This is a genomic window from Sphingobium sp. Z007 (genome assembly GCF_900013425.1).
Lineage (GTDB): Bacteria > Pseudomonadota > Alphaproteobacteria > Sphingomonadales > Sphingomonadaceae > Sphingobium.
Genome location: NZ_FBXK01000005.1, coordinates 869,637 through 891,318 on the forward strand (window position 1 = coordinate 869,637; position 21,682 = coordinate 891,318).

Here is a 21,682-nt window from a genome sequence, read left to right on the forward strand (position 1 = left end):
CGGGATGAACGACTTCTCTCTGCACAGCCTCCGCGCCGCCGCCGACATGATCCATGCTCAGGTGCCGCCGACCCCGCAATATGCCTGGCCGTTGCTGGGCCGGCGGTCCGGTTGCGACCTGTGGGTCAAGCATGAGAATCATACGCCTACCGGCGCGTTCAAGGCGCGGGGCGCGATCACCTATATCGACTGGCTGCGGCGCACTCACCCGCATGTGAAGGGCATCATCACGGCCACCCGCGGCAATCATGGCCAGGCGCAGGTGCGCGCCGCCACCGCCGCCTGCATCGCCGCCACCATCGTCGTGCCCCATGGCAACGCGTTGGAAAAGAACGCGGCGATGCGCGCGTTCGGCGCGACCCTGATCGAACATGGCCATGATTTCGACAGCGCCAAGGCGGAAGCGATCCGCCTCTCAGCCGAGCAAGGCCTGTTCATGGTCCCGGCCTATCATGACGAACTGGTCCGCGGCGTAGCCAGCTACGGCTTGGAACTGTTCGACGCGGTGCCTGACCTCGACACCGTTTATGTCCCGGTTGGCTGCGGATCGGGCCTGTGCGGCACCATCGCGGCGCGTGACGCGCTCGGCCTCAAGGTCAAAGTCGTCGGCGTCGTTTCCGCCCATGTCGATGCGGCCAAGCGCAGCTTCGAAGCCGGACGACTGGTGTCCAGCCCCACCGCCCACACCTTTGCCGATGGTGTCGCCGTGTGCACCCCGATTCAGGCGGCGCTCGACTATTTCGGGCCGCGCGCCGACCGCTTCGTCGGCGTCACCGATGATGAAGTGGCGCAGGCGATCCGCATCTACTGGCAGGACACGCATAATCTGGCCGAAGGGGCAGGCGCCGTTGCCTTGGCCGCGCTCATGCAGGAAAAGGATGCGATGCGCGGCAAGAAGGTTGCGGTTATCCTGTCGGGCGGTAATGGCGACATGAGCCAGATGGCTGAGATATTGGGCGGCGCCACGCCGCAAGTGACGATGGACATGCGGAAAGCGATATGAAGCGGAAAAGCGGTCAGAATCCTGACATCACCAAGAACTGGAAGCCTGCGACGCTGGCGATCCGGGGTGGCACGGCGCGCAGCGAATATGGCGAGACGTCCGAAGCCCTGTTTCTGACCAGCGGCTATAGCTATGATCGGGCGGAAGACGCTGCCGCGCGCTTCGCCGGCGAGCAGGTCGGCATGACCTATTCGCGGCTTCAGAACCCGACCGTGGAGATGCTGGAACAGCGTATAGCTTTGCTCGAAGGGGCGGAGGCGTGCCGCGCGACCGCTACCGGCATGGCCGCGATGACGGCGGCCTTGCTGTGCCAATTGTCGGCGGGCGATCATGTCGTGGGCGCCAAGGCCGCCTTCGGCTCGTGCCGCTGGCTGACCGATACGCTGCTGCCCAAATTCGGGATCGAGACGACGACGATCGACGGCAGCGACACTGCCGCCTGGGAAGCGGCGATCCGCCCCAATACCAAGGTCTTTTTCTTCGAAACGCCCGCTAACCCCACGATGGACATCGTCGATCTTGCGGCGGTGTGCGCCATTGCGAAGGCGCATGGCATCACCAGCGTCGTGGACAACGCCTTCGCCACGCCCGCCTTGCAGCGGCCGATGGACTTCGGCGCGGACGTCGTGGCCTATAGCGCGACCAAGATGATGGACGGGCAGGGCCGCGTCCTGGCCGGCGCGATCTGCGGCACGCGCGACTGGATCGACAATGTGCTGTTGCCCTTCCACCGCAACACCGGCCCGACGCTGGCCGCCTTCAACGCCTGGGTAGTGCTCAAGGGGCTGGAGACGCTTGACCTGCGCATCCGCCGCCAGAGCGAAAATGCGCTCAAGGTCGCGACATTTCTGGAAAGCCGCGTGGCCAAAGTCCTTTATCCAGGTCTGCCAAGCCACCCCCAGCACGCCCTTGCCATGTCCCAGATGGATTTGGCCGGGCCGATCTTCTCGCTTTATGTCGGTGGCGGCCGGGCGGAAGCGCACGGCCTGCTCAACGGCCTGGAACTGGTCGATATCAGCAATAATATCGGTGATTCGCGTTCGCTGATGACTCATCCGGCCTCCACCACCCATTTCGGCATGGCGGAAGCCGCGCGGCTGGAAGTCGGCATCACCGAAGACATGCTGCGCCTCAATGTAGGTCTGGAGGATGCGGACGACGTCATCGCCGACCTCGATCAGGCGCTGCGGTCGATAGGGCGTTGACGGATGAGGGGGTTAGGGCGCATTTCTGAGACGTGAACGCACTCTTCCCCTTCCACGCCACCACGCGGGACATCATCGTCCATGTCGCGGTCACCTTCCTACCCGAACAGTCGGAGCCGGATCGGGGCCGCTGGTTCTGGGCCTACCATATCCGCATCGAAAATCAGGGCGACCAGCCGGTGCAACTCCTGACCCGCCACTGGATCATCACCGATGGGCGCGGCGCGCAGCATATGGTCGATGGCGACGGCGTGGTTGGGGAACAGCCGGTGGTGCAGCCGGGGAAAAGCTATGATTATGTATCGGGTTGCCCGCTCAATACGCCGACCGGGTCGATGAAGGGCAGTTATCGCATGATCGGTGTCGGCGGCGAGACGTTCGATGTGGCGATCCCCCATTTCGCCCTGATTGCGCCCGCGGTGGCCGAATGAAGCGGACCCATTTGCCGCTCAACGGCCTGCGCGTGCTGGACGCGGCCGCCCGGCACCTGTCCTTCACCCGTGCCGCCGACGAACTGGCGGTGACGCCCGCCGCCGTGGGGCAGCAGATCCGCGCGCTGGAGGATATGCTGGGCGTCGTCCTGTTCCGCCGCACGCCCAAGGGGCTGGAACTGACCCCGGAGACGGAGGCGGGCCTCGACGCGTTGCGCGCCGGCTTCCTGGAGTTTGAGGAAGCCGTGCGGGCGATGCAGGCGGGGCAGTCCAGCCACGCGCTGACCATCGCTGCGCCACGCGACATCACCGGCAAATGGCTCCAGCCGCGCCTGGCCGCCTATGCCGCCGGCCAGTCGGACCTGACGTTCCAACTCATAGCCGCGGACGAAGCGCTCGACTTCACCGAGGCCAATCTCGACATCGCGATACGGCTGGCCGATGGCGCGGGCGAGCATGAAGGCGTGAAGATCGGCGAAGCCGCTTATGTCACGGTCGAGGCGGCGGCCGGCGGCCCCGATCATCGCATCGACTGGCCCGGATGCCCGGCGGGCGACAAGCCCGCAATCATCCGTGTCGCCGACGGTGGCCTTGCGATCGAGGCGGCGATCAGCGGGTTTGGCCGCGCCCGCGTGCCGTTGCTGCTGGCGCAGGCGGATCTGGCGGCGGGCCGGGTGCGACAGGTCGGTGACACGACGCCGACGCTGCTCGCCTATTGGCTGATCGCGCCGCTGCCCCAGTGGCGGCAGAAAAAGGTCAAGGCACTGGTCGAGGCGTTGACGGCCTAAGTCGCTTCAATCGGGACTGAGATGTTTCACGTAAATTATGACCCCCGAACCAATTGCCTGACCATGAAGGTCGAAGGCTTCTGGAAGCCGGACAATGTTGTCGCTCTCGCCAAAGAGGTGGGATTGAAGGCCCATCAGGCCAGGGCGATCCGTGACGATTTCAACGTCATCGTCGAATCGTTCGATTTTCCGGTGCAGTCGAACGAAGTTGCCGATCTGCTCGCCGGCATCATGCGCGGCGGCATGACGCTGACCAGCGGACGAACGGCGGTGGTCGTTGGCAGCCAATTGAACAGGGCACAGGCGGAACGGACTTTGGTCCATCCCAGAGTGCGCGTATTCCTCGCCATGGAAGAGGCGCAGACATGGTTGGCGGAAGAGTATGATCCCGCGTCGGCAGAGAGGCCAAACCCTATTCAGCCAGCAAGTTAAGCGCCCTGGTCATCAGCGCCACCAGCTTTGGTTCTTCCAGCCGCGCGGCGGAGTTGTTCCAACTGGCGCTAACCCCATACCATCGCCCGTCCTGCGCCTGCGCCAGCATGTTCATCGCCATCACGCCGGGTTCGCTGCCGCCCTTATAACCCAGATAGCGCCAGCGTTTCGCATCCGCGGGGGGGATGCCGGGATTGACCGCCAGGATCGGCAGCGCGTCGCCACCATGAAGGCGCAGCCAGTCGAGCAGGCCGATCATGTCCTTTGGCGATGCGAACCATTCGATGCTGTCGATCGCGGTGGGTATTTCGGCGACGCTGCCTACATCCACCTTGTCGGCGGTAAGGCGTGACGCCGCATCGCGCAGCAGTCCACGGCGGTCGGCAAGCGATCCCGCTTCGTAGCGCCGACGCAGGTCGGCATTGGCGGGCATTTTGAGCGCGAAGGCTTCGGCGGTGCTTAGAACCGGCAGCGCCTTGGCCACATCGGCATGACCGGTCGTCGCCACCATAGCGTCCACCAGATCGCGTTCCAACGCCGCTAACAGCGTATCGCTTGCGCTATTGTCGCTTTCGGCGATCATCGCGGTCGCCAGGCTGTGCAGTGTCATCGGCGCGCGGTCGGGCCAATTCATCAGCCGCCCGGAAAAGCTCTTTGGACCAAGCGGCACGACATCGGTCCAGCGCCGCTCCCGCGCCGCTGTCGCGCGCGCCAGTTCGGCCAGGATATAGAGTTTGAAGCTGGAGCCGGTCGCCATCTGCGCGTCAGCGCGGTGGGCGCGCAGTAACTGCGGGCCCGTATTCGTCAGTTGGGCGATCGCAAAGCTTGCGGTGCCGGGCTGGGCGGCAATGTCCGCCATGACCTTGTCCAGGCTGTCATTGGCGGTGCGGGCGCCCACGATATGCAGGCCGACGACCAGATGAGGCGCCTGCGGCGCGACTACCAGGGTAAAACCCACGGTGGCGCGTTCATAATGGATTTCGACCTGGCCTGCGGTGGCGCTGTCGGTGCGCACTGCGCCGAGCGCCAGCGGTTCGCCATGCTGGGCGCGCAGGTCAGCGGCGATCACGCGCCAGCGATCGACCGGCACGGCGTCGAGAAAGAGAGTGGAGAAATAGGCCTCCTCGCCGCCGGGGGCGCTTAGGATGCGCAGCAATTGTTCGGCGCGGGCCTGATAGGCGGTTGAGGGCGTGGCGCGGGAAGAGGAAGGGAATAAGGCCATGACGGACAGGAATAGCAGGACAATGAGCCGAGCACAGCGTGCTCCTGCCTTCGCAGGAGCACGCTTCTGACGGACCATGGCCCTATTCAAGCGTCGATCGCTTCCTCGTCCACCGCCGCTGCATTTTCCTGGATGAAGGCGAAGCGATGGGCAGGGTTGGTGCCCATCAGCCGGTCGACCAGATCGCGCACCTGCGCCCGGTCCTCGACATCGTCGGGCAGGGTGATGCGGATCAGCATCCGGCTCTTGGGGTCCATGGTCGTTTCGCGCAGTTGCATGGGGTTCATTTCGCCCAGTCCCTTGAAGCGGCTGACCTCCACCTTCTTGCCCTTGAACTCCTTGGCCATCAACGCTTCGCGATGGGCATCATCCTTGGCGTAAAGGCTCTTGCCGCCCGACACGATGCGATAGAGCGGCGGCTGGGCCAGATAGAGATGGCCGCGCCGCACCAGTTCGGGCATTTCCTGAAAGAAGAAGGTCATGAGTAGCGTGGCGATGTGCGCGCCGTCGACGTCGGCGTCGGTCATGATGACGATGCGTTCGTAGCGCAGATGGTCCGGGTTGCAATCCTTGCGCGTGCCGCAGCCCAGCGCCAGGATCATGTCGGCGATTTCCTGATTGGCCAGGATCTTGGCGTTATTGGCCGACGCGACGTTCAATATCTTGCCGCGCAGGGGCAGGATCGCCTGGGTCTTGCGGTCGCGCGCCTGCTTGGCCGAACCGCCTGCAGAATCGCCTTCGACTAGAAAGATTTCAGCGCCTTCCGGGTCGTCGTTCGAACAATCCGTCAGCTTGCCGGGAAGGCGCAGCTTGCGGCTGTTGGTCGCGGTCTTGCGCTTGACCTCCTTCTCCTGCTTGCGCTTCAAGCGCTCGTCCATCCGGTCGAGCACATAGGCGAGCAGCGCCTTGCCACGGTCCATATGGTCGGTCAGATAATGGTCGAAATGATCACGCACCGCATTTTCCACCAGCCGCGCGGCGTCGGGGCTGGTCAGCCGGTCCTTGGTCTGGCTCTGGAACTGGGGATCGCGGATGAAGACCGACAGCATGATTTCCGATGACGTCATGATGTCGTCGGCGGTAATATCCTTACCCTTCTTCTGCCCGATCAATTCGGCAAAGGCGCGGATGCCCTTGACCAGCGCGGTGCGCAGGCCCGCTTCATGGGTTCCGCCATCGGGGGTCGGAATGGTGTTGCAATACCAGCTATAGCTGCCATCCGACCAGAGCGGCCAGGCGACCGCCCATTCTACGCGGCCTGCGGTACCCGGAAAATCCTGATTGCCGGAAAAGAAGACACTGGTCGCGCAATCGCGGTCGGCCACCTGTTCCTTCAGATGATCCGCCAGGCCGCCGGGAAACTGGAACACCGCTTCCGCCGGGGTATCATCGCTGATAAGCGAAGGATCACATTTCCAGCGAATTTCGACGCCCGCGAACAGATAGGCTTTGGACCGGGCCAGGCGATGGAGCCGGGCGGGCTTGAATTTCTGTTCGCCGAAAATTTCGGTGTCAGGGACGAAGCTGACCAACGTGCCGCGCCGGTTGGGCGCCGCGCCGACCTTTTCCAGCGTCGTAACGGGCAGGCCCCGGGAAAATTTCTGCCTGAACAGTTCCTTGTGGCGCGCCACTTCGACCACCGTGTCGGTCGATAGCGCATTGACCACGCTAATCCCCACGCCATGCAGGCCGCCCGATGTGGCATAGGCCTTTCCTTCAAACTTGCCGCCAGAATGGAGCGTGGTCATGATGACCTCCAGCGCCGATTTGCCAGGGAATTTGGGATGCGCATCCACCGGGATGCCGCGGCCATTGTCGATGATGGTCAGCTTGTTGCCGGCTTCCAGCATCACTTCGATCCTCGTCGCGTGGCCGGCCACGGCTTCGTCCATGCTGTTGTCTAGCACTTCGGACGCCAGGTGATGCAGCGCGCGTTCATCGGTGCCGCCGATATACATGCCAGGGCGGCGACGCACCGGCTCCAGCCCTTCAAGCACCTCGATGGTGGAAGCGTCATATTGTGGGGCGGCGGAGGTGTTGGCGGCGAACAGGTCTTCGGACATGGCACAAGCTATAAGCGGGCGCGCGGCAGGCGCAAGCGTTGCGCATAAAGCACAGTGGCAATCAAAACTTACAAAGTGCGCTGCAACAAATTTTCGGTCTCGATCGTTAGCGGCCGGAATGTGGAGATTATTCTCCATATGATGAGGAGATAATCTTATGAAGCTAACCTTTATCGCGCCGCTCGGTGCAACCTTGGCCATGGCTTTCTCAATGCCGGCGGTCGCCCAAGACAGCGCGGGCGTCGATTGGACCGGCCCTTATATCGGCGGTTCTTTCGGCTATAATTGGCAGAAGAAGGACGGTAACGAACATCTACGGTTCGATACCGATGCGGATGGCGATTATAATGACGTCATTCGTACGACCACGGGCGCGAACGCCTTTTCCCCCGGCACATGCGGCGGCGCGGCACGGGGATCGACCCCAGCCAGCGGTTGCGATGGCGACAAGGATGCGATCGCTTGGATGGGCCATGTCGGCTATGATCGCCAGTTCGGCAGCATCGTCGCAGGCGTGGTTGCCGAAGGCGGCAAGTCCTACATCGATGACAAGGTCAGTGAATATTCGACCACCCCAGCTTTCTACACCATGCGCCGCAAAATCGACTGGAACGCAAATCTGCGTGCGCGCTTGGGTTACACCACCCCCGGCGGCATCATGCCCTATATCACCGGCGGCCTGTCCTACGCGAAGGTGAAGAACAATTTCACCACCAGCAACGCGGCCAACAGCTTCACGTCCGTTGACAGCAAGGAAGACGCTTGGGGCTGGAATATGGGCGGCGGTATCGAGGCGAAGGTGTCGAGCAATTTCTCGATCGGCGCTCGCTATCTTTGGACTCGCTATAATGCCGACGACTATCGCGTCGATGTCGGCGCAGGTACGGCGCCCGCGACCAACCCCTTTCGCATCACCCCGTCAGGCGGCGCCAGCATCAACCGTGGCGACAAGTTTGATACACAAAGCGTCATGATCACGACCAGCTATCGCTTCTGATGATAGCCAACAGCTAAAAAAGCCCGGCTTCCACCAGGAAGCCGGGCTTTTTTAACATCTGGCGTAAGCGTTTAGCGGACCCGCGGACCGCCAAAGGGCAGGGGCGGAGGCGGGCGGCGCGTGCCGCGCGGCAGTTGCGCCTGATAGGCGCGGCCGCAATGTTCGACACAATAAGGGAAGCCGGGGTTCACCTGCTCGCCGCAGAAATGAAAGTCCGGTTCGCCCGGATGACCCATCGGCCATTTGCAGATCCGTTCGGTCAGGTCGAGCAGCGTCGTCTTGTCCGCAATCTCCGCGCTCGGCTTGGCCGGCACCAGGCGGCGGGGCGGGGCGGGCGGGATGGGCGCCTGCTGGTCGCCCGGACCCTGGCGCAGGAAGCCGCCAGGGCCGACCGAAATGATGCGCGGCTGCGGCGGCGGGGGCGGTGCGTCGGTAGCGACTGGCGCGGCCGGCACCGGTGTCGCAGGCGCTGCCGGCGGGGCAACGGGGGCGCGGGCAGGCGCAGGAGCCGACGCGACAGGCGCAGCGGCGCGGGGCGCTTCCACGTCCGGGGCGAGCGCGGCCTTGCGGGGCGCGGGGGCGGCGGCCTTCTTGGGCGCTTCGTTCGCCTTGACCGGCGAAGGGCGGGATTGCAGGCCCAGGCGATGCGCCTTGCCGATCACCGCATTGCGGCTGACGCCGCCAAGCTCATCGGCGATCTGGCTGGCGGTCAGGCCGCGCTCCCACATCCCCTTGAGCTGGTCGATACGCTCGTCGGTCCAGGACAATGAAAAACTCCTCACAAATCGTCTATGACTTCCTATATGGGAAGCCGCGCCGCTGGTTCAAATCCTTGGACCTTACCCCTTGCGGCATAACGCACCAGCCGATAGTCGATCCCATCATGAACGACCAGCCCAAAATTCACGCCATGCCTGCGGTCCAGCCGCCTTTCCCCGAACCGGGGGTACCGCAGATTCGCAACATCAACTGGGCGGGCACCTGGGCACTCTACGCCAAGGAAGTGCGACGCTTTTTGAAGGTGCAGCTCCAGACCGTCTGGGCGCCGGCGATCACGACGCTGATGTTCCTGGTGATCTTCATCGTCGCGTTGGGCGGCAGTGGACGGACGGTGATGCTGCGTGGCGAAGCAGTGCCTTTCGCCGACTTCATCGCGCCGGGCCTGATCATCATGGGCATGATCAACGCCTGTTTCGCCAATGCCAGCTTCGCTTTGATGGTGGGCAAGGTGCAGGGCACGCTGGTCGATTATCTGATGCCGCCGATAGCCGTGGGTGAATTGCTGTTCGCACTGGTCGCGTCCTCCGTCACGCGCGCGATGTTCGTCGGCTTCGCTTTGTGGCTGGCCATGGCCTTGTGGCCCGGCGTCCATGTCACGCCCGCGCATCTATGGGCCGTCGCCTGGTTCGGCCTGCTTGGCACCAGCTTCATTGCGTTCTTCGGTGTGCTGACATCAATCTGGGCCGAAAAATTCGATCATGGCGCCGCGATCACCAATTTCGTGATCGGACCGCTCGCGCTGCTGTCGGGCACCTTTTATTCGATCGACCGGCTGCCCCCCGCATTTCAGGCGATCAGCCACGCCAATCCCTTCTTCTACATCATCTCCGGCTTCCGCTACGGCTTCGTCGCGGCGGCGGACATCAATGTCGTGGTGGGCAGCAGCGTGCTGCTGGGGCTGAACCTAATATTCGGCGGGCTATGCTATATGCTGCTCAAACGCGGTTGGAAGATCAAGGCCTGATCCGTTGCCGCCACCTCAGATGAAGGCGGCAAAGAGCGGGACGGCGATCCCCATCGCGAACAGCATAGCCGCTGCGATCAGCCAGTGATGCAGGCGGGGCCAGTGATGGCGAATAAGCGGGGCGTCGTCAGGACGCCCCGCCTTCTGCTCATCCACCGACGCGGGACAGCGCAAGGCCGGCGGTTGCGATCTCTTCGGCGGGATAGATGTTGCGCAGGTCAATCAGCGCCGTGCCGTTCATGGTCGCAGCGAGGCGCTTAAGGTCGAGCGCGCGGAAGATGTCCCATTCGGTGACCAGCACAACCGCATCGGCGCCTCGGGCGGCTTCATAGGCGTCCTTGGCCATGGTGACGTTCGGCATCATCGGCGCGGCGATGTCCATGCCTTCGGGATCATAGGCGACGATCTCCGCGCCGGCGTCTTCCAATGCCTGGACGATGGCGAGGCTGGGGGCGTCGCGCATGTCGTCGGTATTGGGCTTGAAGGTCAGGCCCAGCAACGCGACCGTCTTGCCACGGGCGTCGCCGCCCATCGCCTTGACGATCTTGCGGCCCATCGCCCGCTTGCGCAGGTCGTTGACCTGCACCACCGTCTCGACGATGCGGATCGGGGTGTCATAATCCTGGCCGGTCTTGACTAGCGCCAGCGTATCTTTGGGAAAGCAGGAACCGCCATAGCCTGGCCCTGCGTGCAGGAACTTGCTGCCGATGCGGTTGTCCAGGCCAATGCCGCGTGACACGTCCTGCACTTCTGCGCCGACCGCCTCGCACAGGTCGGCCATCTCGTTGATGAAGGTGATCTTGGTCGCCAGGAAGGCGTTGGCGGCATATTTGATGAGCTCGGCAGTGCGGCGGCCGGTGAACATCAATGGCGCCTGGTTCAGGTTGAGCGGGCGATAGACCTGGCTCATCACCGCGATCGCGCGCTCGCTGCCCGTGGTGCCCACCACGACGCGGTCGGGCCGCTTGAAGTCGCCGATGGCCGCGCCTTCGCGCAGGAATTCGGGGTTGGACACGACCTGTATATCAAGGTCGGGCTTCAATTCACGCGCGATCCGCTCGACTTCGTCGCCGGTGCCCACCGGCACCGTCGATTTGGTCACGATCACCGCGGGCGCGTCCAGTGCCTCTACGATTTCCCGCGCCGCCGCATAGACATAGGACAGATCGGCATGGCCATCGCCCCGGCGCGAGGGCGTACCCACCGCAATGAAGATCGCGTCCGCGCCCTTCACCCCGGCGGCCAGATCGGTGGTGAAGGTCAGCCGACCCGATGCGGCATTATCGCCTACCAGCTTGTCCAGCCCCGGCTCGAAAATCGGCATCCGCCCGGCCTCGATCGCCGCGATCTTGCCGGCATCCTTGTCCACGCACACCACGTCATGACCGAAATCCGCAAAACAGGCTCCTGATACAAGCCCAACATAACCCGTGCCGATCATCGTGATTTTCATGGATTTGTTGAGCTCCGTAAGGCGTGGTGATTAAGCGGACCTCTATCATAGGCCGCATATATTTCAATTCGCTGCATTGCAGCGGCCGTTGTGACCATGGCGTTCAGCCGCTGGTTACCAATTTCTGCCACACGATGATACCGCCGCACGGCAGGTAACGGCACGCGAAGGAGCAAATGTGAAAGTAGCGCTGGTGTTCGGGACGCGGCCCGAAGCGATCAAAATGTTCCCGGTTATCCATGCGCTGCGCGCGCAGCCAGGCGTGGACACGCGCGTCATCGTGACGGCGCAGCATCGCGGCTTGCTGGACCAAGTGCTGGCGATTGCCGGGATCGTGCCGGACATCGATCTGGACGTTATGGTCCCCAACCAGACGCTGGACGGGCTGACCGCCAAACTGATCGTGGAACTGGGCAAGGCATTCGACGCGGAAAAGCCGGACCGCATCGTCGTCCATGGCGATACGCTGACGACCATGGTCGCCAGCCTGGCCGCCTATTACCGCAAGATTCCGGTCGCCCATGTCGAGGCCGGCCTGCGTAGCGGCGACATCCATCATCCGTGGCCGGAGGAAGTGAACCGCCGCGTCGTCGCCTGTATCGCCGACATGAATTTTGCGCCGACCCAGGCCGCGGCAGACGCACTGCTCCGTGAAAGCCGTGACGCCGCCAGCATCCACGTCACCGGCAACACCGTGATCGACGCGCTGCTGGCCACGCGCGATCGGCTGTTGGCGGAACCGGCGCTGGCCAGCGGGCTGGATGGTCTGGCCGCGCGCTTCGCCGACAAGCGAATCGTGGCCGTCACCAGCCATAGGCGCGAAAATTTCGGCGGCGGGATGGAGGCGATCGCGCAGTCGATCGCCGATATCGCCACGCGCCCCGACGTGGCGGTGATCTTCCCCGTTCACCCCAATCCCAATGTCCGTCCGGTAATGGACGCCGTGCTCGGCGACCTGCCCAATGTCGCGATGATCGAGCCGCTCGACTATCCGCATTTCGTTCGCTTGCTCGACATGTGCTACCTCGTGCTGACCGACAGCGGCGGCGTGCAAGAGGAAGCGCCCTCGCTGGGCAAGCCGGTGCTGGTGATGCGCGAGACGACCGAGCGGCCCGAAGGCGTGGAGGCGGGTACGGCCCGGCTGGTCGGCGCGGACCGCGACCGTATCGTGCGAGAGGTGCTGGCGTTGCTGGACGATGAAGATGCCTATCAGGCGATGGCGCGGGCCCATAATCCCTTCGGCGATGGCCAGGCGGCGGCGCGAATCGCCGCGGTGATTGGTGCTGGGGCCACGTTGACGGAATAAAAGCAGCGACGTTGCGGGCGGCATCTGCTAGGCGACGGCATCGCCGCGAAATCTGCCTGCAAGCATTCGCTACGACCGAGAGACAGATCGCGCTCCCGCTTGCCACGCAAGGAGCCTGTCTCATGACCTTCTCGATTCGCGCCAACGTCACCCTGTGCCTGACGGGGCCGTCCGCATGAGCCGCGCCATCAATCTGAACGCGCCCGTGGATGATGTCACAGCGCTCTGCACGCGTCACGCCATCGCCATTTCGACCATCGAACCCCTGTCATCGGGCGGCACCCGTGTCGTTCTGCTCAATCCCGATGGCGCCGATCGCATCCGCACATTAATGAAGACCAAGATCATCACCACGCCGGTCGTGCGCTCACCCATGCACATGGCGCGCCAGCCTTTGCCTCGTTATCGCTAGGGGTTAGAGCAAGGTAACCGGAGCGTTACCGAAATCTTCAGCATTTCCGGGCACAAAAGCGGGCGAATTCACCGTTTGAAGGATTGTCCGCCTCATGCCCGTCGACGCCAAGCAAAAGGTTTCCGTCATTGGCCTTGGCTATATCGGCCTGCCGACCGCCGCGCTCATTGCGCGTGGCGGCGCGCAGGTGGTGGGCGTCGATGTTTCCGCCCATGTGGTCGAAACGGTCAATAGCGGCCGCGTCCATATCGAGGAAGTCGACCTGGACGGCCTGGTCCAGGGCGTGGTCGCACGCGGCAACCTGCGCGCCAGCCTGGAAGTCGAGGAAAGCGACGTCTTCATCATCGCCGTGCCGACCCCGGTATCGGAAGATCGCGCGCCAGACATTTCCTATGTCCTTAAAGCCGCGCGCACGATCGCCCCGGTGCTCAAGGCCGGCGATACGGTAATCCTTGAATCAACCTCGCCCGTCGGCACGACCGAAGCGATGCGCGACGTGATCGGCACCATCCGTCCCGACCTCAAAATGCCAGGGCAGGGGACGCAGGGCGACATCGCCATCGCCTATTGCCCTGAGCGCGTGCTGCCGGGGCGCATCCTCGTTGAACTGATCGACAATGATCGCTGCATCGGCGGCATCACGCCTCGTTGCGCGCGCAAGGCGCTGGGCTTTTATCGCCAGTTCGTGCGCGGCGCCTGCATCACCACCACCGCCCGCGCGGCCGAAATGGTCAAGCTGGTCGAAAACAGCTTCCGCGACGTCAACATCGCCTTCGCCAATGAATTGTCGGTGATTGCGGAGAATATGGACATCGACGTGTGGGAGGTGATCCGCCTCGCCAACCGCCATCCGCGCGTCAATATCCTGTCGCCCGGTCCCGGTGTCGGTGGCCATTGCATCGCGGTCGATCCCTGGTTCATCGTCCATGGCGACCCGGAAAATGCCCGCATCATCCGCACCGCGCGCGAAGTGAATGATGGCAAGACCGATTATGTCGTGGCCAAGGCATCGGACATGATCGACAGCTTCGGCGGCGAAGACGTCGCCTGCCTCGGCCTGGCCTTCAAGGCCAATATCGACGACTTCCGCGAAAGTCCCGCGGTGAAGGTCGCCGCGCGACTGGCGCGTCGTTACGGCCGCCGTATCAAGCTGGTCGAACCCTATGCCCAGGCGCTACCCATGGAATTTGCCGGAACGGGGGCCGAACTGATCGATCTCGATACGGCACTGGAACAATGCGGCGTTTTCGTCATTCTAGTCGATCATGACATGTTCAAATCCGTCCCCGTCGATGAACGCGCCGGCAAGGCTGTCTATGACACACGTGGAATCTGGCCCGATCAGCCGCGCCGCCTGGCGCAGCCGGCGCCCGACCGTCTCGCTGTCTGACGGCTGGCGGGTCCATTCGGCCTGTCCCGTCCGTGGTTGCCATCACCGTGCCGCGCCGTTAACCCCCGGCCTCATCTGGGGTAAGTCGGGGCGGGAGCGCGGATGAAGCGCGGGGACAGCATCAAAGGATCGATTGCAGCGCTCGCCGCCTGCGCGCTGCTGGGCGCGTGCGCGACCGTGGAGGATGCGCCGCGGGGCGAGGCCGCCTATGCGGCGATCCCGCCGCCACCTGCCATCGGGATGGATTATCGCATTGCGCCCGACGATGTGCTGCGTATTCAAGTCTATCATGAGCCCGGCCTGTCGCTGGAAGATGCGCAGGTCACAGCGGCTGGCATGATCCGCATGCCGCTGGTGGGCGACGTGTCGGTTGCGGGACTGACCGCCAGCGAAGCAGGCGACGTGATCGCGGGGCGGCTGGGCGAACGCTATCTGGTCTCGCCGCAGGTCACGCTGTTTGTGAAGAAGGCCGTGGGTCGCCGCGTCACGCTGGATGGCGAAGTGCGCGAACCCGGCCTCTATCCGGTCGAAGGGCGGCTGACCCTGTTGCAGGCGGTCGCCCTGGCGAAGGGGCCGACCCGGCTCGCCGGCCTCGATCAGGTCGTCGTCATACGTCAACTGGATGGCCAGCGGCAGGCGGCGCTGTTCGACCTGTCCGCTATTCGCAAGGGGCGTGCGTCCGATCCAGAAATCCTGCCGGGCGACATGGTCATTGTCGGCCTGTCGCGCGCCAAGGCCATAGTGGGCGGCGCGCTGCTGGCCCTGCCTGCGCTCGCCACCGGATTCATCGCGCTGGATGGAAATCACTGATGGGACTGCCGGCTTTTCCGATGCGCGATGATGCGGATAGCAGCGGAGCAGGGTTCAACGCCCGCCTCGCTGCCGCCGCGCAGCGCTGCTGGCTGGTGCTGCGCCGCCACCGCGTCATCCTGTTCGTCACCATGGCGCTTTGCTTGCTGGCCGGCGCGCTCTTCATCCTGACCTCGACCCCCGACTATCGCGCCACCGCCTCGGTCGAGGTGGAGGATGTGCCGGCCGGCGCGGCTGGTTCCGCCGCCGCCCAGCGCGCGGGTACGACCAACGACACCGAGACGCTCATGCAGACCGAATTGGAGGTCTTGCGCAGCCGGGCGCTGGCGGAAGAGGTCGCGCGCGATCTATCGTTGGTCGGCACGCCGACCTTCTTCAAGGGCATGGACCAGATCCGTCCCGCGGAGGGCGTCGGCACATTGTCGCAACGCCAGGTGGAACAGGACATGGTCGTGCGGCTGTTGCGCGACAACTTGGAAGTCGAACTGCCCGGCAAGTCGCGCGTGCTGCGCATCAGCTTCGTCAGCGCCGATCCGGTGTTGTCGGCGCGTGTGGCCAACAGCTATGCCGACAGCCTGATCCGCGCAGACCTCAAGCGCGGCTTTGAATCCGGCGTACAGGCCCGCCGCTTCCTGCTGGGCGAGCTGGACGGCGCGCGCAACGATCTGGCGCGGGCCGAGCGCGATCTGGCCGTCTATGCGGCTCGTAACAGTGCGCCGACGCAGCCGGGTGAGGACAGCAAACCCGCCAAACCGGCCGCGCCGGACGGCTCGCTGGCCACCCGTCTGGCACAACTCAACGCCTTCCGCGCGCAGGCCGCGGCCGACCGCATCGCGGCGCAAAAACGGTGGGAAAGCGCGCGGCGCGCCAGCGCCGATACGCTGCCCGAAGTGCTGGGCAACGGCGCGATGCAGCAAATCATGGCCGACCGGGCGCAGGCCCGCGCGGCGGTCGCCGAGGAACGGCAGTTCCGCAAGGACGCCCATCCCGAAATGCGCGAGGCGCGGGCGAGGCTCGCGGCGTTGGATGAACAGGCCGACTCCATGGCCAACACGATCCGCGCGTCGCTGCGCGAGCAATATGCCGTGGCGGTGCGCGGCGAGGACCAGATCGCCAAGGAAATCGCGCAGCTCGAACAGCAGGCGCAGGTGGAGCAGGGCCGAGATGTCCAAATGGGCATCATGGAACGTTCGGTCGATACCTATCGCATGCTGCATGACAGCCTGCTCCAGCGTTATCGCGACATGGCGTCGCAGGCGGGCTTTCAGGCCGGCCGCATCCAGCCCTTGGACCGGGCGGCCGTGCCGACGCGGCCTTTTTCCCCACGCATCGGCGTCATCCTGTTGCTGGCGTCGCTCGGCGGGCTGGCGCTGGGCCTGCTGCTGGTAGCGGCGCGACACATGTTCGACGACGCCGTGACTTCCGCCGACACGCTGGCCGAACGGGTCGGGCTGCCCCTGCTTGGTGCGGTGCCGGTCACCGGCGACAATCCCCAGCCATCCGAAATCTTTACGCCGATCGCAGCCTCGCTGCTGCTGGCGTCGGCCGACGGCCTGCCGAAATCCATTCTGGTCACCAGTGCGCAGGAAGGGGAGGGCAAGTCGCTGACCCTCCATGCGTTGGCGCTCGCACTGGCTGCCCTTGGCAAGTCCGTGCTGGTGGTGGACGGCGACATGCGCCGCCCGGTGCAACACCGCCTGTTCCGCCTCGCACCCGCGCGCGGCATCAGCGAAGTGCTGACCGGTCAGGCCATGGCGCAGGATGTGATCGTGGACACCGGCGTTACCGGCGTGGCTCTGCTCCCTTGCGGCACGCTGCCGCCCAATCCGTCGGAACTGCTGTCCACCCCGGCGCTCGACAGCCTGCTTGCGGCCGTGCGCGACCGCTACGACACGGTGCTGATCGATGCCCCGCCGATCCTGGGGATCGCTGATGCGCCCCTGCTGGCGGCCAAAGCGCAGGCCAGCTTGCTGGTGGTCGAATGGGGGCGTAATCATCATGGCGGCCTGCGCGCGGCGGTGGAGCGGCTGCGGCGTAGCGGCGGCGCGATCGTCGGCGCCATTCTGACCAAGCAGCAGGGCCGCGCCATGGATTATGATTATCACCGCGGCGGGTGATAGCCACTCTCAAAATCCGCTCGGCCTGCTCCTGTCGAAGGCTCTTACTGGCTTAAAATGACAACAGCGCCATCCCAAAGGGCGGCGCTGTTTTACTATCATCAACAGGGAAAGAGCGCTTACGCCCGCGCCATCAGGCCTTCGACCAGCCCCTGGAACAGCCGCTTTCCGTCGGTCGCACCATGGGCCGGCTCGATCACGCGCTCTGGATGCGGCATCATGCCCAGCACATTGCCTGCATCGTTCAATATGCCAGCGATGTTGCGGGCGGAACCGTTAACGCTCTCGGCATAGCGCAGCGCCACGCGACCTTCGCCTTCCAGCCGGTCCAACGTCGCATCGTCGGCAAAATAATTGCCGTCATGATGCGCGACTGGATAGGTAATTGCTTCGCCCGCCGCATAGCGGCTGGTGAAGGCGCTCTGCGCATTCTCGATCGTCAGTGCAACGTCGCGGCAGACGAAATGGCCGCCGGCATTGCGCAGCAGCGCGCCGGGCAGCAGGCCGCTTTCGGTCAGGACCTGGAAACCATTGCAGATTCCCAGCACGAAAGCGCCGCGGTCAGCCGCCTTGGCTACCGCCTGCATCACTGGCGACCGGGCGGCCATTGCGCCGGACCGCAGATAATCGCCGTAGGAAAAGCCGCCCGGCACACCGATCAGGTCGATGTCGTCGGGCAATTCGGTGTCGCGGTGCCACACCATGGCGGGCTTCTTACCGGTCGCAGCCTCGAACGCCACCGCCAGGTCGCGGTCGCAATTGCTGCCCGGAAAGACGATGACGGCGCTCTTCATCGCTCAGGCGACCTTTTCGATGCGGTAGTTTTCGATCACCGTGTTGGCCAGCAGCTTGCGGCACATGGCGTCGATATCCTCGTCGCTGGTGTCGTCGGCCAGGTCCAGTTCAATGAGCTTGCCGGCGCGCACGTCGTTGACCCCGCCAAAGCCCAGCCCGTCTAGCGCATGGTGGATGGCCCGGCCCTGGGGGTCGAGGACACCGCCCTTAAGAGTGACGAAGATGCGGGCTTTCATGGGACGCTGACTCCTTGGAATCGACTGGCGCCGCGCGAAATGCGCACGGCCGAACTTTGCCGCACCCCCTAAGCGCGGCAGCGCGCGTAGGCAAGCCATTATGACTGGGTTTGCGGCCAGCGCGCCAATAGTGGACAGCGCGCCATGGGGCCAAATCGTCCATTCTCATCCGGGCGCGCATCACCTAAACGACCGGCATGAACCCCGATCTCTTCTATTATATCTGCGCCATCATCGCTGTCGTCCTTGCGGGCCTCGCCAAGGGCGGCTTCGCCGGGATCGGCGCGCTCGCCATGCCGGTGATGGCGCTCGCCGTCGATCCAGTGCGCGGGGCGGCCATCCTGCTGCCGATCCTGATCCTCCAGGATGTTGTCAGCGTCTGGGTCTATCGCCACAGCTGGGATGGCGGCATCCTCAAGGTCATGCTGCCGGGCGCGGCGGTCGGCATCGGCCTGGGCTATATGTTCGCCGCGCAGGTGTCAGAAACCGCGGTGCTGGGCGTGCTCGGCGCGATTTCCGTGCTGTTCGGCTTGCAGCGTCTGTGGATCGAGCGCGGCAAGGCCGTGGTGCTACCATCGAATTCGCCCGGCTGGGTCGGCTTTTTGTTCGGGATCGGCAGCGGTTTCACCAGCCATATCGCCCATGCCGGGTCGCCGCCCTTCCAAATGTGGGTGCTGCCCAAGCGGTTGCCGCGCGATACGCTGGTCGGCACAACCGCGCTGGCCTTTGCCGCGATGAACTGGATGAAGCTGCCCGCCTATGCCGCGCTGGGACAGTTCACCCATGCCAATCTGATGGCGACAGCGATGCTGGCGCCGGTGGCGATCCTGTCCACCTTTGCCGGCGTCGCGCTGGTGCGGCGGGTCGATCCGGCGCGCTTTTATACGCTCATCTATGCGCTGATGGTGCTGCTGGGCATCAAGCTGATAATTGACGCGCTGATCGGCTGATAGGAAAAGCCCGGCGAAAGCATGGTGCTTCGCCGGGCGTTTATCCTTCGGGCCGACGGATCAGCCTTCTTCTTTTTCGCGCTTCTTGCGATGCGTGTCGAGGTCCAGGACAGTGGTGTCCAGCCCTTCGGGCAGCAGGCCAAGGCGGCGCGCAACCTCCTGATAGGCTTCGACTTCACCGCCCAGGTCGCGGCGGAAGCGATCCTTGTCCAGCTTCTCGTTGGTCACCATGTCCCACAGGCGGCAACCATCGGGGCTGATCTCGTCGGCCAAGATGACGCGGCTGTAATCGCCATCATAAAGCCGACCAAATTCCAGCTTGAAGTCGACCAGACGGATGCCGATGCCGGCGAACAGGCCGCACATAAAGTCGTTGATGCGGATCGCCATGTCAGCGATGTCGTGCATCTCGTCCTGCGTCGCCCAACCGAAACAGGCGATATGCTCTTCGGAGATCAGCGGGTCGCCCAGCGCATCATCCTTGTAGCAATATTCGATCAGCGTGCGGGGCAACTGTGTGCCTTCCTCGATCCCCAGCTTCTTGCTGAGCGATCCGGCGGCGACGTTGCGCACCACGACTTCGATCGGGATGATCTCGACCTGGCGGACCAGTTGTTCGCGCATGTTGAGGCGGCGGATAAAGTGGGTCGGCACGCCGATCTGGCCGAGCAGGGTGAAGATATGCTCGGAAATCCGGTTGTTCAGCACGCCCTTGCCGGAAATCGTGCCCTTCTTCTGCGCGTTGAAGGCGGTGGCGTCATCCTTGAAATATTGGATGATCGTGCCCGGTTCCGGGCCTTCATAAAGGATCTTTGCCTTGCCTTCGTAAATCTGGCGGCGACGGGCCATGCGCGTTCCTGACTTATCTTAGAGCGATTTCTAGTCAGATGATATCATCTGATGGCTCGGAAACCGCGTAAAACCAACACTCTAGATCGGTCGATCTGACTCAATCGGATTGAAAGCCGATCTAGAAAAGATTGCGCCCCGGCAAACGCGAATCGAAAAGGATCAGCGGGTGCCGGGGCTGCTAGGGCGGCCCATAGAGCAAAGTGCATGGCCGTGCAATTGGAAGGGGCGGTCTGCCTTGGCCACGCTCATCGGCCTAGTCGGGACGCGGCTGTGGCGCTGACAGGCGATGCGCCAGCGGACGCCCCGCCACGAAGTCGCCGACGCTTTGCAGGGTAGTCTGGGCGATGGCGGCCAGCGCTTCGTCCGTCAGAAAGGCCTGATGCCCGGTCATCAGCACGTTGGGGAAGGTCAGCAGGCGTTGCAGAACCTCGTCATCGACAATCTCGTCCGATAGGTCGTCGAAGAATATCCCCGCCTCCTGCTCATAGACGTCCAGCGCGACGCCCCCCACGCGGCGCAGCTTGAGCGCGTCGATCAGCGCGCTGGCGTCGATGAGGGCGCCGCGGCTGGTGTTGACGATGGTCAGGCCGGGGCGCGCATTCGCTAGGACGGCGGCATCGATCAGGTGACGGGTGTCCGGGGTGAGCGGACAGTGCAGCGTGATGATGTCCGCGCTGCGCAGCAGTTCCGCGCGATCGACATAGCGCACCCCGATATCCACCAAACCCTGATCTACCACGGGATCGCTGGCCAGCACGTCGCAGCCAAAGCCCGCCCGCAGCGCGCGCGCGACCAGCGCGCCGATCTGGCCCGTGCCCACGACGCCTGCGACGCGGCCGTGCAGGTTGCGGCCGACCAGGCCGTCCAGGGCGAAATTATTGTCCCGCACGCGTGACCAGGCGCGATGGATCTTGCGCTCCAGCGACAGGAGCAGGCCGATCGTGAATTCTGATACGGCGTGCGGCGAATAGGAAGGCACGTGCACCACCGCGATGTCGAGCGCCTGCGCGGCGGCAAGATCGACATTATTATAGCCCGCGCAGCGCAGCGCCACCAGCCTGACGCCCGCTTTCGCCAATAGTTCGAGCACAGGGCGGTCCGCCATGTCGTTGACAAACAGGCAGGCGATCTGCGCCCCGGCGGCCAGCCCGGCCGTGTCCTTTGTCAGCGGCGCGTCGATGAAGCGCAGGTCGAAACCTTGGGTTGCGTTCGCGCGCGTCAGACAGTGCCGATCATATGCCCGCGTGCCGAAAACGATGATCTGGGTCGGGGACTGTGGCAGGATCTTGGCTCCTCATGCAGGGGTGCCACATGGCCTGACCCAAAGACTATAAACTATAATACGTCCCCGAACATCGCCCACAATAGCGCCGCCCACGCCACCATGCCCACCGCCGCTATGATGACGCCCGATCGGGCGCGCATGGCGGCGATCAGGCCGCGGGGTTCGTCGTCGTCCTCTGTCATTGGCAACGG

The 21,682-nt window shown here is 64.1% G+C and carries 23 protein-coding genes; 13 read left to right on the forward strand and 10 right to left on the reverse strand.

Going from position 1 to position 21,682, the window contains the following annotated elements; all coding sequences use genetic code 11:
- The first annotated feature begins 4 nt into the window (after window positions 1-4).
- From CEQ44_RS12165 to CEQ44_RS12185, 5 genes are read left to right on the forward strand one after another with little or no spacing between them, the layout of a single operon-like run.
- The gene (locus CEQ44_RS12165) at window positions 5-1,003 is read left to right on the forward strand and encodes a threonine dehydratase (protein WP_088182771.1); all 999 of its coding nucleotides are present in this window, start codon (window positions 5-7) and stop codon (window positions 1,001-1,003) included.
- A complete protein-coding gene (locus tag CEQ44_RS12170; RefSeq protein ID WP_088182770.1) occupies window positions 1,000-2,208 on the forward strand; it encodes a PLP-dependent aspartate aminotransferase family protein in 1,209 nt (402 codons plus the stop codon). The genes CEQ44_RS12165 and CEQ44_RS12170 overlap by 4 nt, the downstream gene beginning before the upstream one ends.
- Window positions 2,209-2,240: 32 nt before the next feature.
- Window positions 2,241-2,639, forward strand: a complete 399-nt coding sequence (apaG, locus tag CEQ44_RS12175; protein WP_088182769.1) for a Co2+/Mg2+ efflux protein ApaG — start codon at window positions 2,241-2,243, stop codon at window positions 2,637-2,639.
- Window positions 2,636-3,427, forward strand: coding sequence for a LysR family transcriptional regulator (locus CEQ44_RS12180; RefSeq protein WP_088182768.1), 792 nt, complete (start codon window positions 2,636-2,638; stop codon window positions 3,425-3,427). The genes apaG and CEQ44_RS12180 overlap by 4 nt, the downstream gene beginning before the upstream one ends.
- A gap of 21 nt (window positions 3,428-3,448) precedes the next feature.
- A complete protein-coding gene (locus tag CEQ44_RS12185; RefSeq protein WP_218821577.1) occupies window positions 3,449-3,859 on the forward strand; it encodes a hypothetical protein in 411 nt (136 codons plus the stop codon).
- On the opposite strand, the gene CEQ44_RS12190 is transcribed toward CEQ44_RS12185, so the two are convergent.
- Window positions 3,840-5,081, reverse strand: coding sequence for a serine hydrolase (locus tag CEQ44_RS12190; protein WP_088182766.1), 1,242 nt, complete (start codon window positions 5,079-5,081; stop codon window positions 3,840-3,842). The genes CEQ44_RS12185 and CEQ44_RS12190 overlap by 20 nt on opposite strands.
- Before the next feature lie 86 nt (window positions 5,082-5,167).
- Complete coding sequence (gene parE / locus CEQ44_RS12195) at window positions 5,168-7,144, reverse strand: DNA topoisomerase IV subunit B (RefSeq protein ID WP_088182765.1); 1,977 nt, start codon at window positions 7,142-7,144, stop codon at window positions 5,168-5,170.
- A 157-nt stretch (window positions 7,145-7,301) separates the two neighbouring features.
- Between parE and CEQ44_RS12200 the strand changes: the two genes are divergently transcribed.
- Window positions 7,302-8,141 carry an outer membrane protein gene (locus CEQ44_RS12200; RefSeq protein WP_088182764.1) on the forward strand — a complete coding sequence of 280 codons (840 nt, stop codon included), beginning with the start codon at window positions 7,302-7,304 and terminating at the stop codon, window positions 8,139-8,141.
- 71 nt (window positions 8,142-8,212) lie between these two features.
- Here CEQ44_RS12200 and CEQ44_RS12205 read toward each other — a convergent pair whose 3' ends face one another.
- Entirely contained in the window at window positions 8,213-8,908 is a 696-nt protein-coding gene (locus CEQ44_RS12205; protein ID WP_088182763.1) for a GcrA family cell cycle regulator, read from the reverse strand.
- Between the two features lie 116 nt (window positions 8,909-9,024).
- On the opposite strand from CEQ44_RS12205, the gene CEQ44_RS12210 reads away from it, so the two are divergent.
- Window positions 9,025-9,885, forward strand: a complete 861-nt coding sequence (locus CEQ44_RS12210; protein WP_088182810.1) for an ABC transporter permease — start codon at window positions 9,025-9,027, stop codon at window positions 9,883-9,885.
- Window positions 9,886-9,900: 15 nt separating this feature from the next.
- On the opposite strand, the gene CEQ44_RS24415 is transcribed toward CEQ44_RS12210, so the two are convergent.
- Complete coding sequence (locus CEQ44_RS24415; protein WP_176401088.1) at window positions 9,901-10,041, reverse strand: hypothetical protein; 141 nt, start codon at window positions 10,039-10,041, stop codon at window positions 9,901-9,903.
- Window positions 10,034-11,338, reverse strand: coding sequence for a UDP-glucose/GDP-mannose dehydrogenase family protein (locus tag CEQ44_RS12215; RefSeq protein ID WP_088182762.1), 1,305 nt, complete (start codon window positions 11,336-11,338; stop codon window positions 10,034-10,036). The genes CEQ44_RS24415 and CEQ44_RS12215 overlap by 8 nt, the downstream gene beginning before the upstream one ends.
- Window positions 11,339-11,516: 178 nt before the next feature.
- On the opposite strand from CEQ44_RS12215, the gene wecB reads away from it, so the two are divergent.
- The 5 genes from wecB to CEQ44_RS12240 all read left to right on the forward strand — a co-directional run bounded on the left by wecB (window position 11,517) and on the right by CEQ44_RS12240 (window position 17,373).
- The gene (gene wecB / locus CEQ44_RS12220) at window positions 11,517-12,644 is read left to right on the forward strand and encodes a non-hydrolyzing UDP-N-acetylglucosamine 2-epimerase (RefSeq protein ID WP_088182761.1); all 1,128 of its coding nucleotides are present in this window, start codon (window positions 11,517-11,519) and stop codon (window positions 12,642-12,644) included.
- A 175-nt stretch (window positions 12,645-12,819) separates the two neighbouring features.
- Window positions 12,820-13,056: a hypothetical protein gene (locus tag CEQ44_RS12225; protein ID WP_088182760.1), complete on the forward strand. Its 237-nt coding sequence runs from the start codon at window positions 12,820-12,822 to the stop codon at window positions 13,054-13,056.
- Between the two features lie 94 nt (window positions 13,057-13,150).
- Window positions 13,151-14,446: a UDP-N-acetyl-D-mannosamine dehydrogenase gene (gene wecC, locus CEQ44_RS12230; protein ID WP_088182759.1), complete on the forward strand. Its 1,296-nt coding sequence runs from the start codon at window positions 13,151-13,153 to the stop codon at window positions 14,444-14,446.
- 102 nt (window positions 14,447-14,548) lie between these two features.
- Complete coding sequence (locus tag CEQ44_RS12235) at window positions 14,549-15,256, forward strand: polysaccharide biosynthesis/export family protein (RefSeq protein ID WP_088182758.1); 708 nt, start codon at window positions 14,549-14,551, stop codon at window positions 15,254-15,256.
- Window positions 15,257-15,276: 20 nt separating this feature from the next.
- Window positions 15,277-17,373 (forward strand): polysaccharide biosynthesis tyrosine autokinase, encoded by a 2,097-nt coding sequence (locus tag CEQ44_RS12240; protein WP_088182809.1) that lies wholly within the window; start codon window positions 15,277-15,279, stop codon window positions 17,371-17,373.
- A 119-nt stretch (window positions 17,374-17,492) separates the two neighbouring features.
- Here CEQ44_RS12240 and purQ read toward each other — a convergent pair whose 3' ends face one another.
- Both purQ and purS read right to left on the reverse strand, forming a co-directional pair.
- A complete protein-coding gene (purQ, locus tag CEQ44_RS12245; protein WP_088182757.1) occupies window positions 17,493-18,167 on the reverse strand; it encodes a phosphoribosylformylglycinamidine synthase subunit PurQ in 675 nt (224 codons plus the stop codon).
- A gap of 3 nt (window positions 18,168-18,170) precedes the next feature.
- Complete coding sequence (gene purS / locus CEQ44_RS12250) at window positions 18,171-18,404, reverse strand: phosphoribosylformylglycinamidine synthase subunit PurS (protein ID WP_088182756.1); 234 nt, start codon at window positions 18,402-18,404, stop codon at window positions 18,171-18,173.
- A gap of 197 nt (window positions 18,405-18,601) precedes the next feature.
- Here purS and CEQ44_RS12255 point away from each other — a divergent pair, with 197 nt between their 5' ends.
- Window positions 18,602-19,354, forward strand: a complete 753-nt coding sequence (locus tag CEQ44_RS12255) for a sulfite exporter TauE/SafE family protein (protein ID WP_088182755.1) — start codon at window positions 18,602-18,604, stop codon at window positions 19,352-19,354.
- Window positions 19,355-19,414: 60 nt separating this feature from the next.
- Here CEQ44_RS12255 and purC read toward each other — a convergent pair whose 3' ends face one another.
- The 3 genes from purC to CEQ44_RS25090 all read right to left on the reverse strand — a co-directional run bounded on the left by purC (window position 19,415) and on the right by CEQ44_RS25090 (window position 21,673).
- Window positions 19,415-20,203 (reverse strand): phosphoribosylaminoimidazolesuccinocarboxamide synthase, encoded by a 789-nt coding sequence (gene purC, locus CEQ44_RS12260; RefSeq protein ID WP_088182754.1) that lies wholly within the window; start codon window positions 20,201-20,203, stop codon window positions 19,415-19,417.
- A gap of 256 nt (window positions 20,204-20,459) precedes the next feature.
- On the reverse strand, window positions 20,460-21,488 hold the full coding sequence (locus tag CEQ44_RS12265; protein WP_088182753.1) for a 2-hydroxyacid dehydrogenase: 1,029 nt from the start codon (window positions 21,486-21,488) through the stop codon (window positions 20,460-20,462).
- Window positions 21,489-21,541: 53 nt separating this feature from the next.
- Entirely contained in the window at window positions 21,542-21,673 is a 132-nt protein-coding gene (locus tag CEQ44_RS25090; RefSeq protein WP_254913722.1) for a hypothetical protein, read from the reverse strand.
- Between the last annotated feature and the right edge of the window lie 9 nt (window positions 21,674-21,682).

What these genes read in the sequence shown, in the direction of transcription:
- CEQ44_RS12165 (WP_088182771.1), top strand. Translation starts at nt 5, where the DNA reads ATGAACGACTTCTCTCTGCACAGCCTCCGCGCCGCCGCCGACATGATC.
- CEQ44_RS12170 (WP_088182770.1), top strand. Translation starts at nt 1,000, where the DNA reads ATGAAGCGGAAAAGCGGTCAGAATCCTGACATCACCAAGAACTGGAAG.
- CEQ44_RS12180 (WP_088182768.1), top strand. Translation starts at nt 2,636, where the DNA reads ATGAAGCGGACCCATTTGCCGCTCAACGGCCTGCGCGTGCTGGACGCG.
- CEQ44_RS12185 (WP_218821577.1), top strand. Translation starts at nt 3,449, where the DNA reads ATGTTTCACGTAAATTATGACCCCCGAACCAATTGCCTGACCATGAAG.
- CEQ44_RS12190 (WP_088182766.1), bottom strand. Translation starts at nt 5,081, where the DNA reads ATGGCCTTATTCCCTTCCTCTTCCCGCGCCACGCCCTCAACCGCCTAT.
- parE (WP_088182765.1), bottom strand. Translation starts at nt 7,144, where the DNA reads ATGTCCGAAGACCTGTTCGCCGCCAACACCTCCGCCGCCCCACAATAT.
- CEQ44_RS12200 (WP_088182764.1), top strand. Translation starts at nt 7,302, where the DNA reads ATGAAGCTAACCTTTATCGCGCCGCTCGGTGCAACCTTGGCCATGGCT.
- CEQ44_RS12210 (WP_088182810.1), top strand. Translation starts at nt 9,025, where the DNA reads ATGAACGACCAGCCCAAAATTCACGCCATGCCTGCGGTCCAGCCGCCT.
- CEQ44_RS12215 (WP_088182762.1), bottom strand. Translation starts at nt 11,338, where the DNA reads ATGAAAATCACGATGATCGGCACGGGTTATGTTGGGCTTGTATCAGGA.
- CEQ44_RS12225 (WP_088182760.1), top strand. Translation starts at nt 12,820, where the DNA reads ATGAGCCGCGCCATCAATCTGAACGCGCCCGTGGATGATGTCACAGCG.
- wecC (WP_088182759.1), top strand. Translation starts at nt 13,151, where the DNA reads ATGCCCGTCGACGCCAAGCAAAAGGTTTCCGTCATTGGCCTTGGCTAT.
- CEQ44_RS12235 (WP_088182758.1), top strand. Translation starts at nt 14,549, where the DNA reads ATGAAGCGCGGGGACAGCATCAAAGGATCGATTGCAGCGCTCGCCGCC.
- CEQ44_RS12240 (WP_088182809.1), top strand. Translation starts at nt 15,277, where the DNA reads ATGCGCGATGATGCGGATAGCAGCGGAGCAGGGTTCAACGCCCGCCTC.
- purQ (WP_088182757.1), bottom strand. Translation starts at nt 18,167, where the DNA reads ATGAAGAGCGCCGTCATCGTCTTTCCGGGCAGCAATTGCGACCGCGAC.
- purS (WP_088182756.1), bottom strand. Translation starts at nt 18,404, where the DNA reads ATGAAAGCCCGCATCTTCGTCACTCTTAAGGGCGGTGTCCTCGACCCC.
- CEQ44_RS12255 (WP_088182755.1), top strand. Translation starts at nt 18,602, where the DNA reads ATGAACCCCGATCTCTTCTATTATATCTGCGCCATCATCGCTGTCGTC.
- purC (WP_088182754.1), bottom strand. Translation starts at nt 20,203, where the DNA reads ATGGCCCGTCGCCGCCAGATTTACGAAGGCAAGGCAAAGATCCTTTAT.
- CEQ44_RS25090 (WP_254913722.1), bottom strand. Translation starts at nt 21,673, where the DNA reads ATGACAGAGGACGACGACGAACCCCGCGGCCTGATCGCCGCCATGCGC.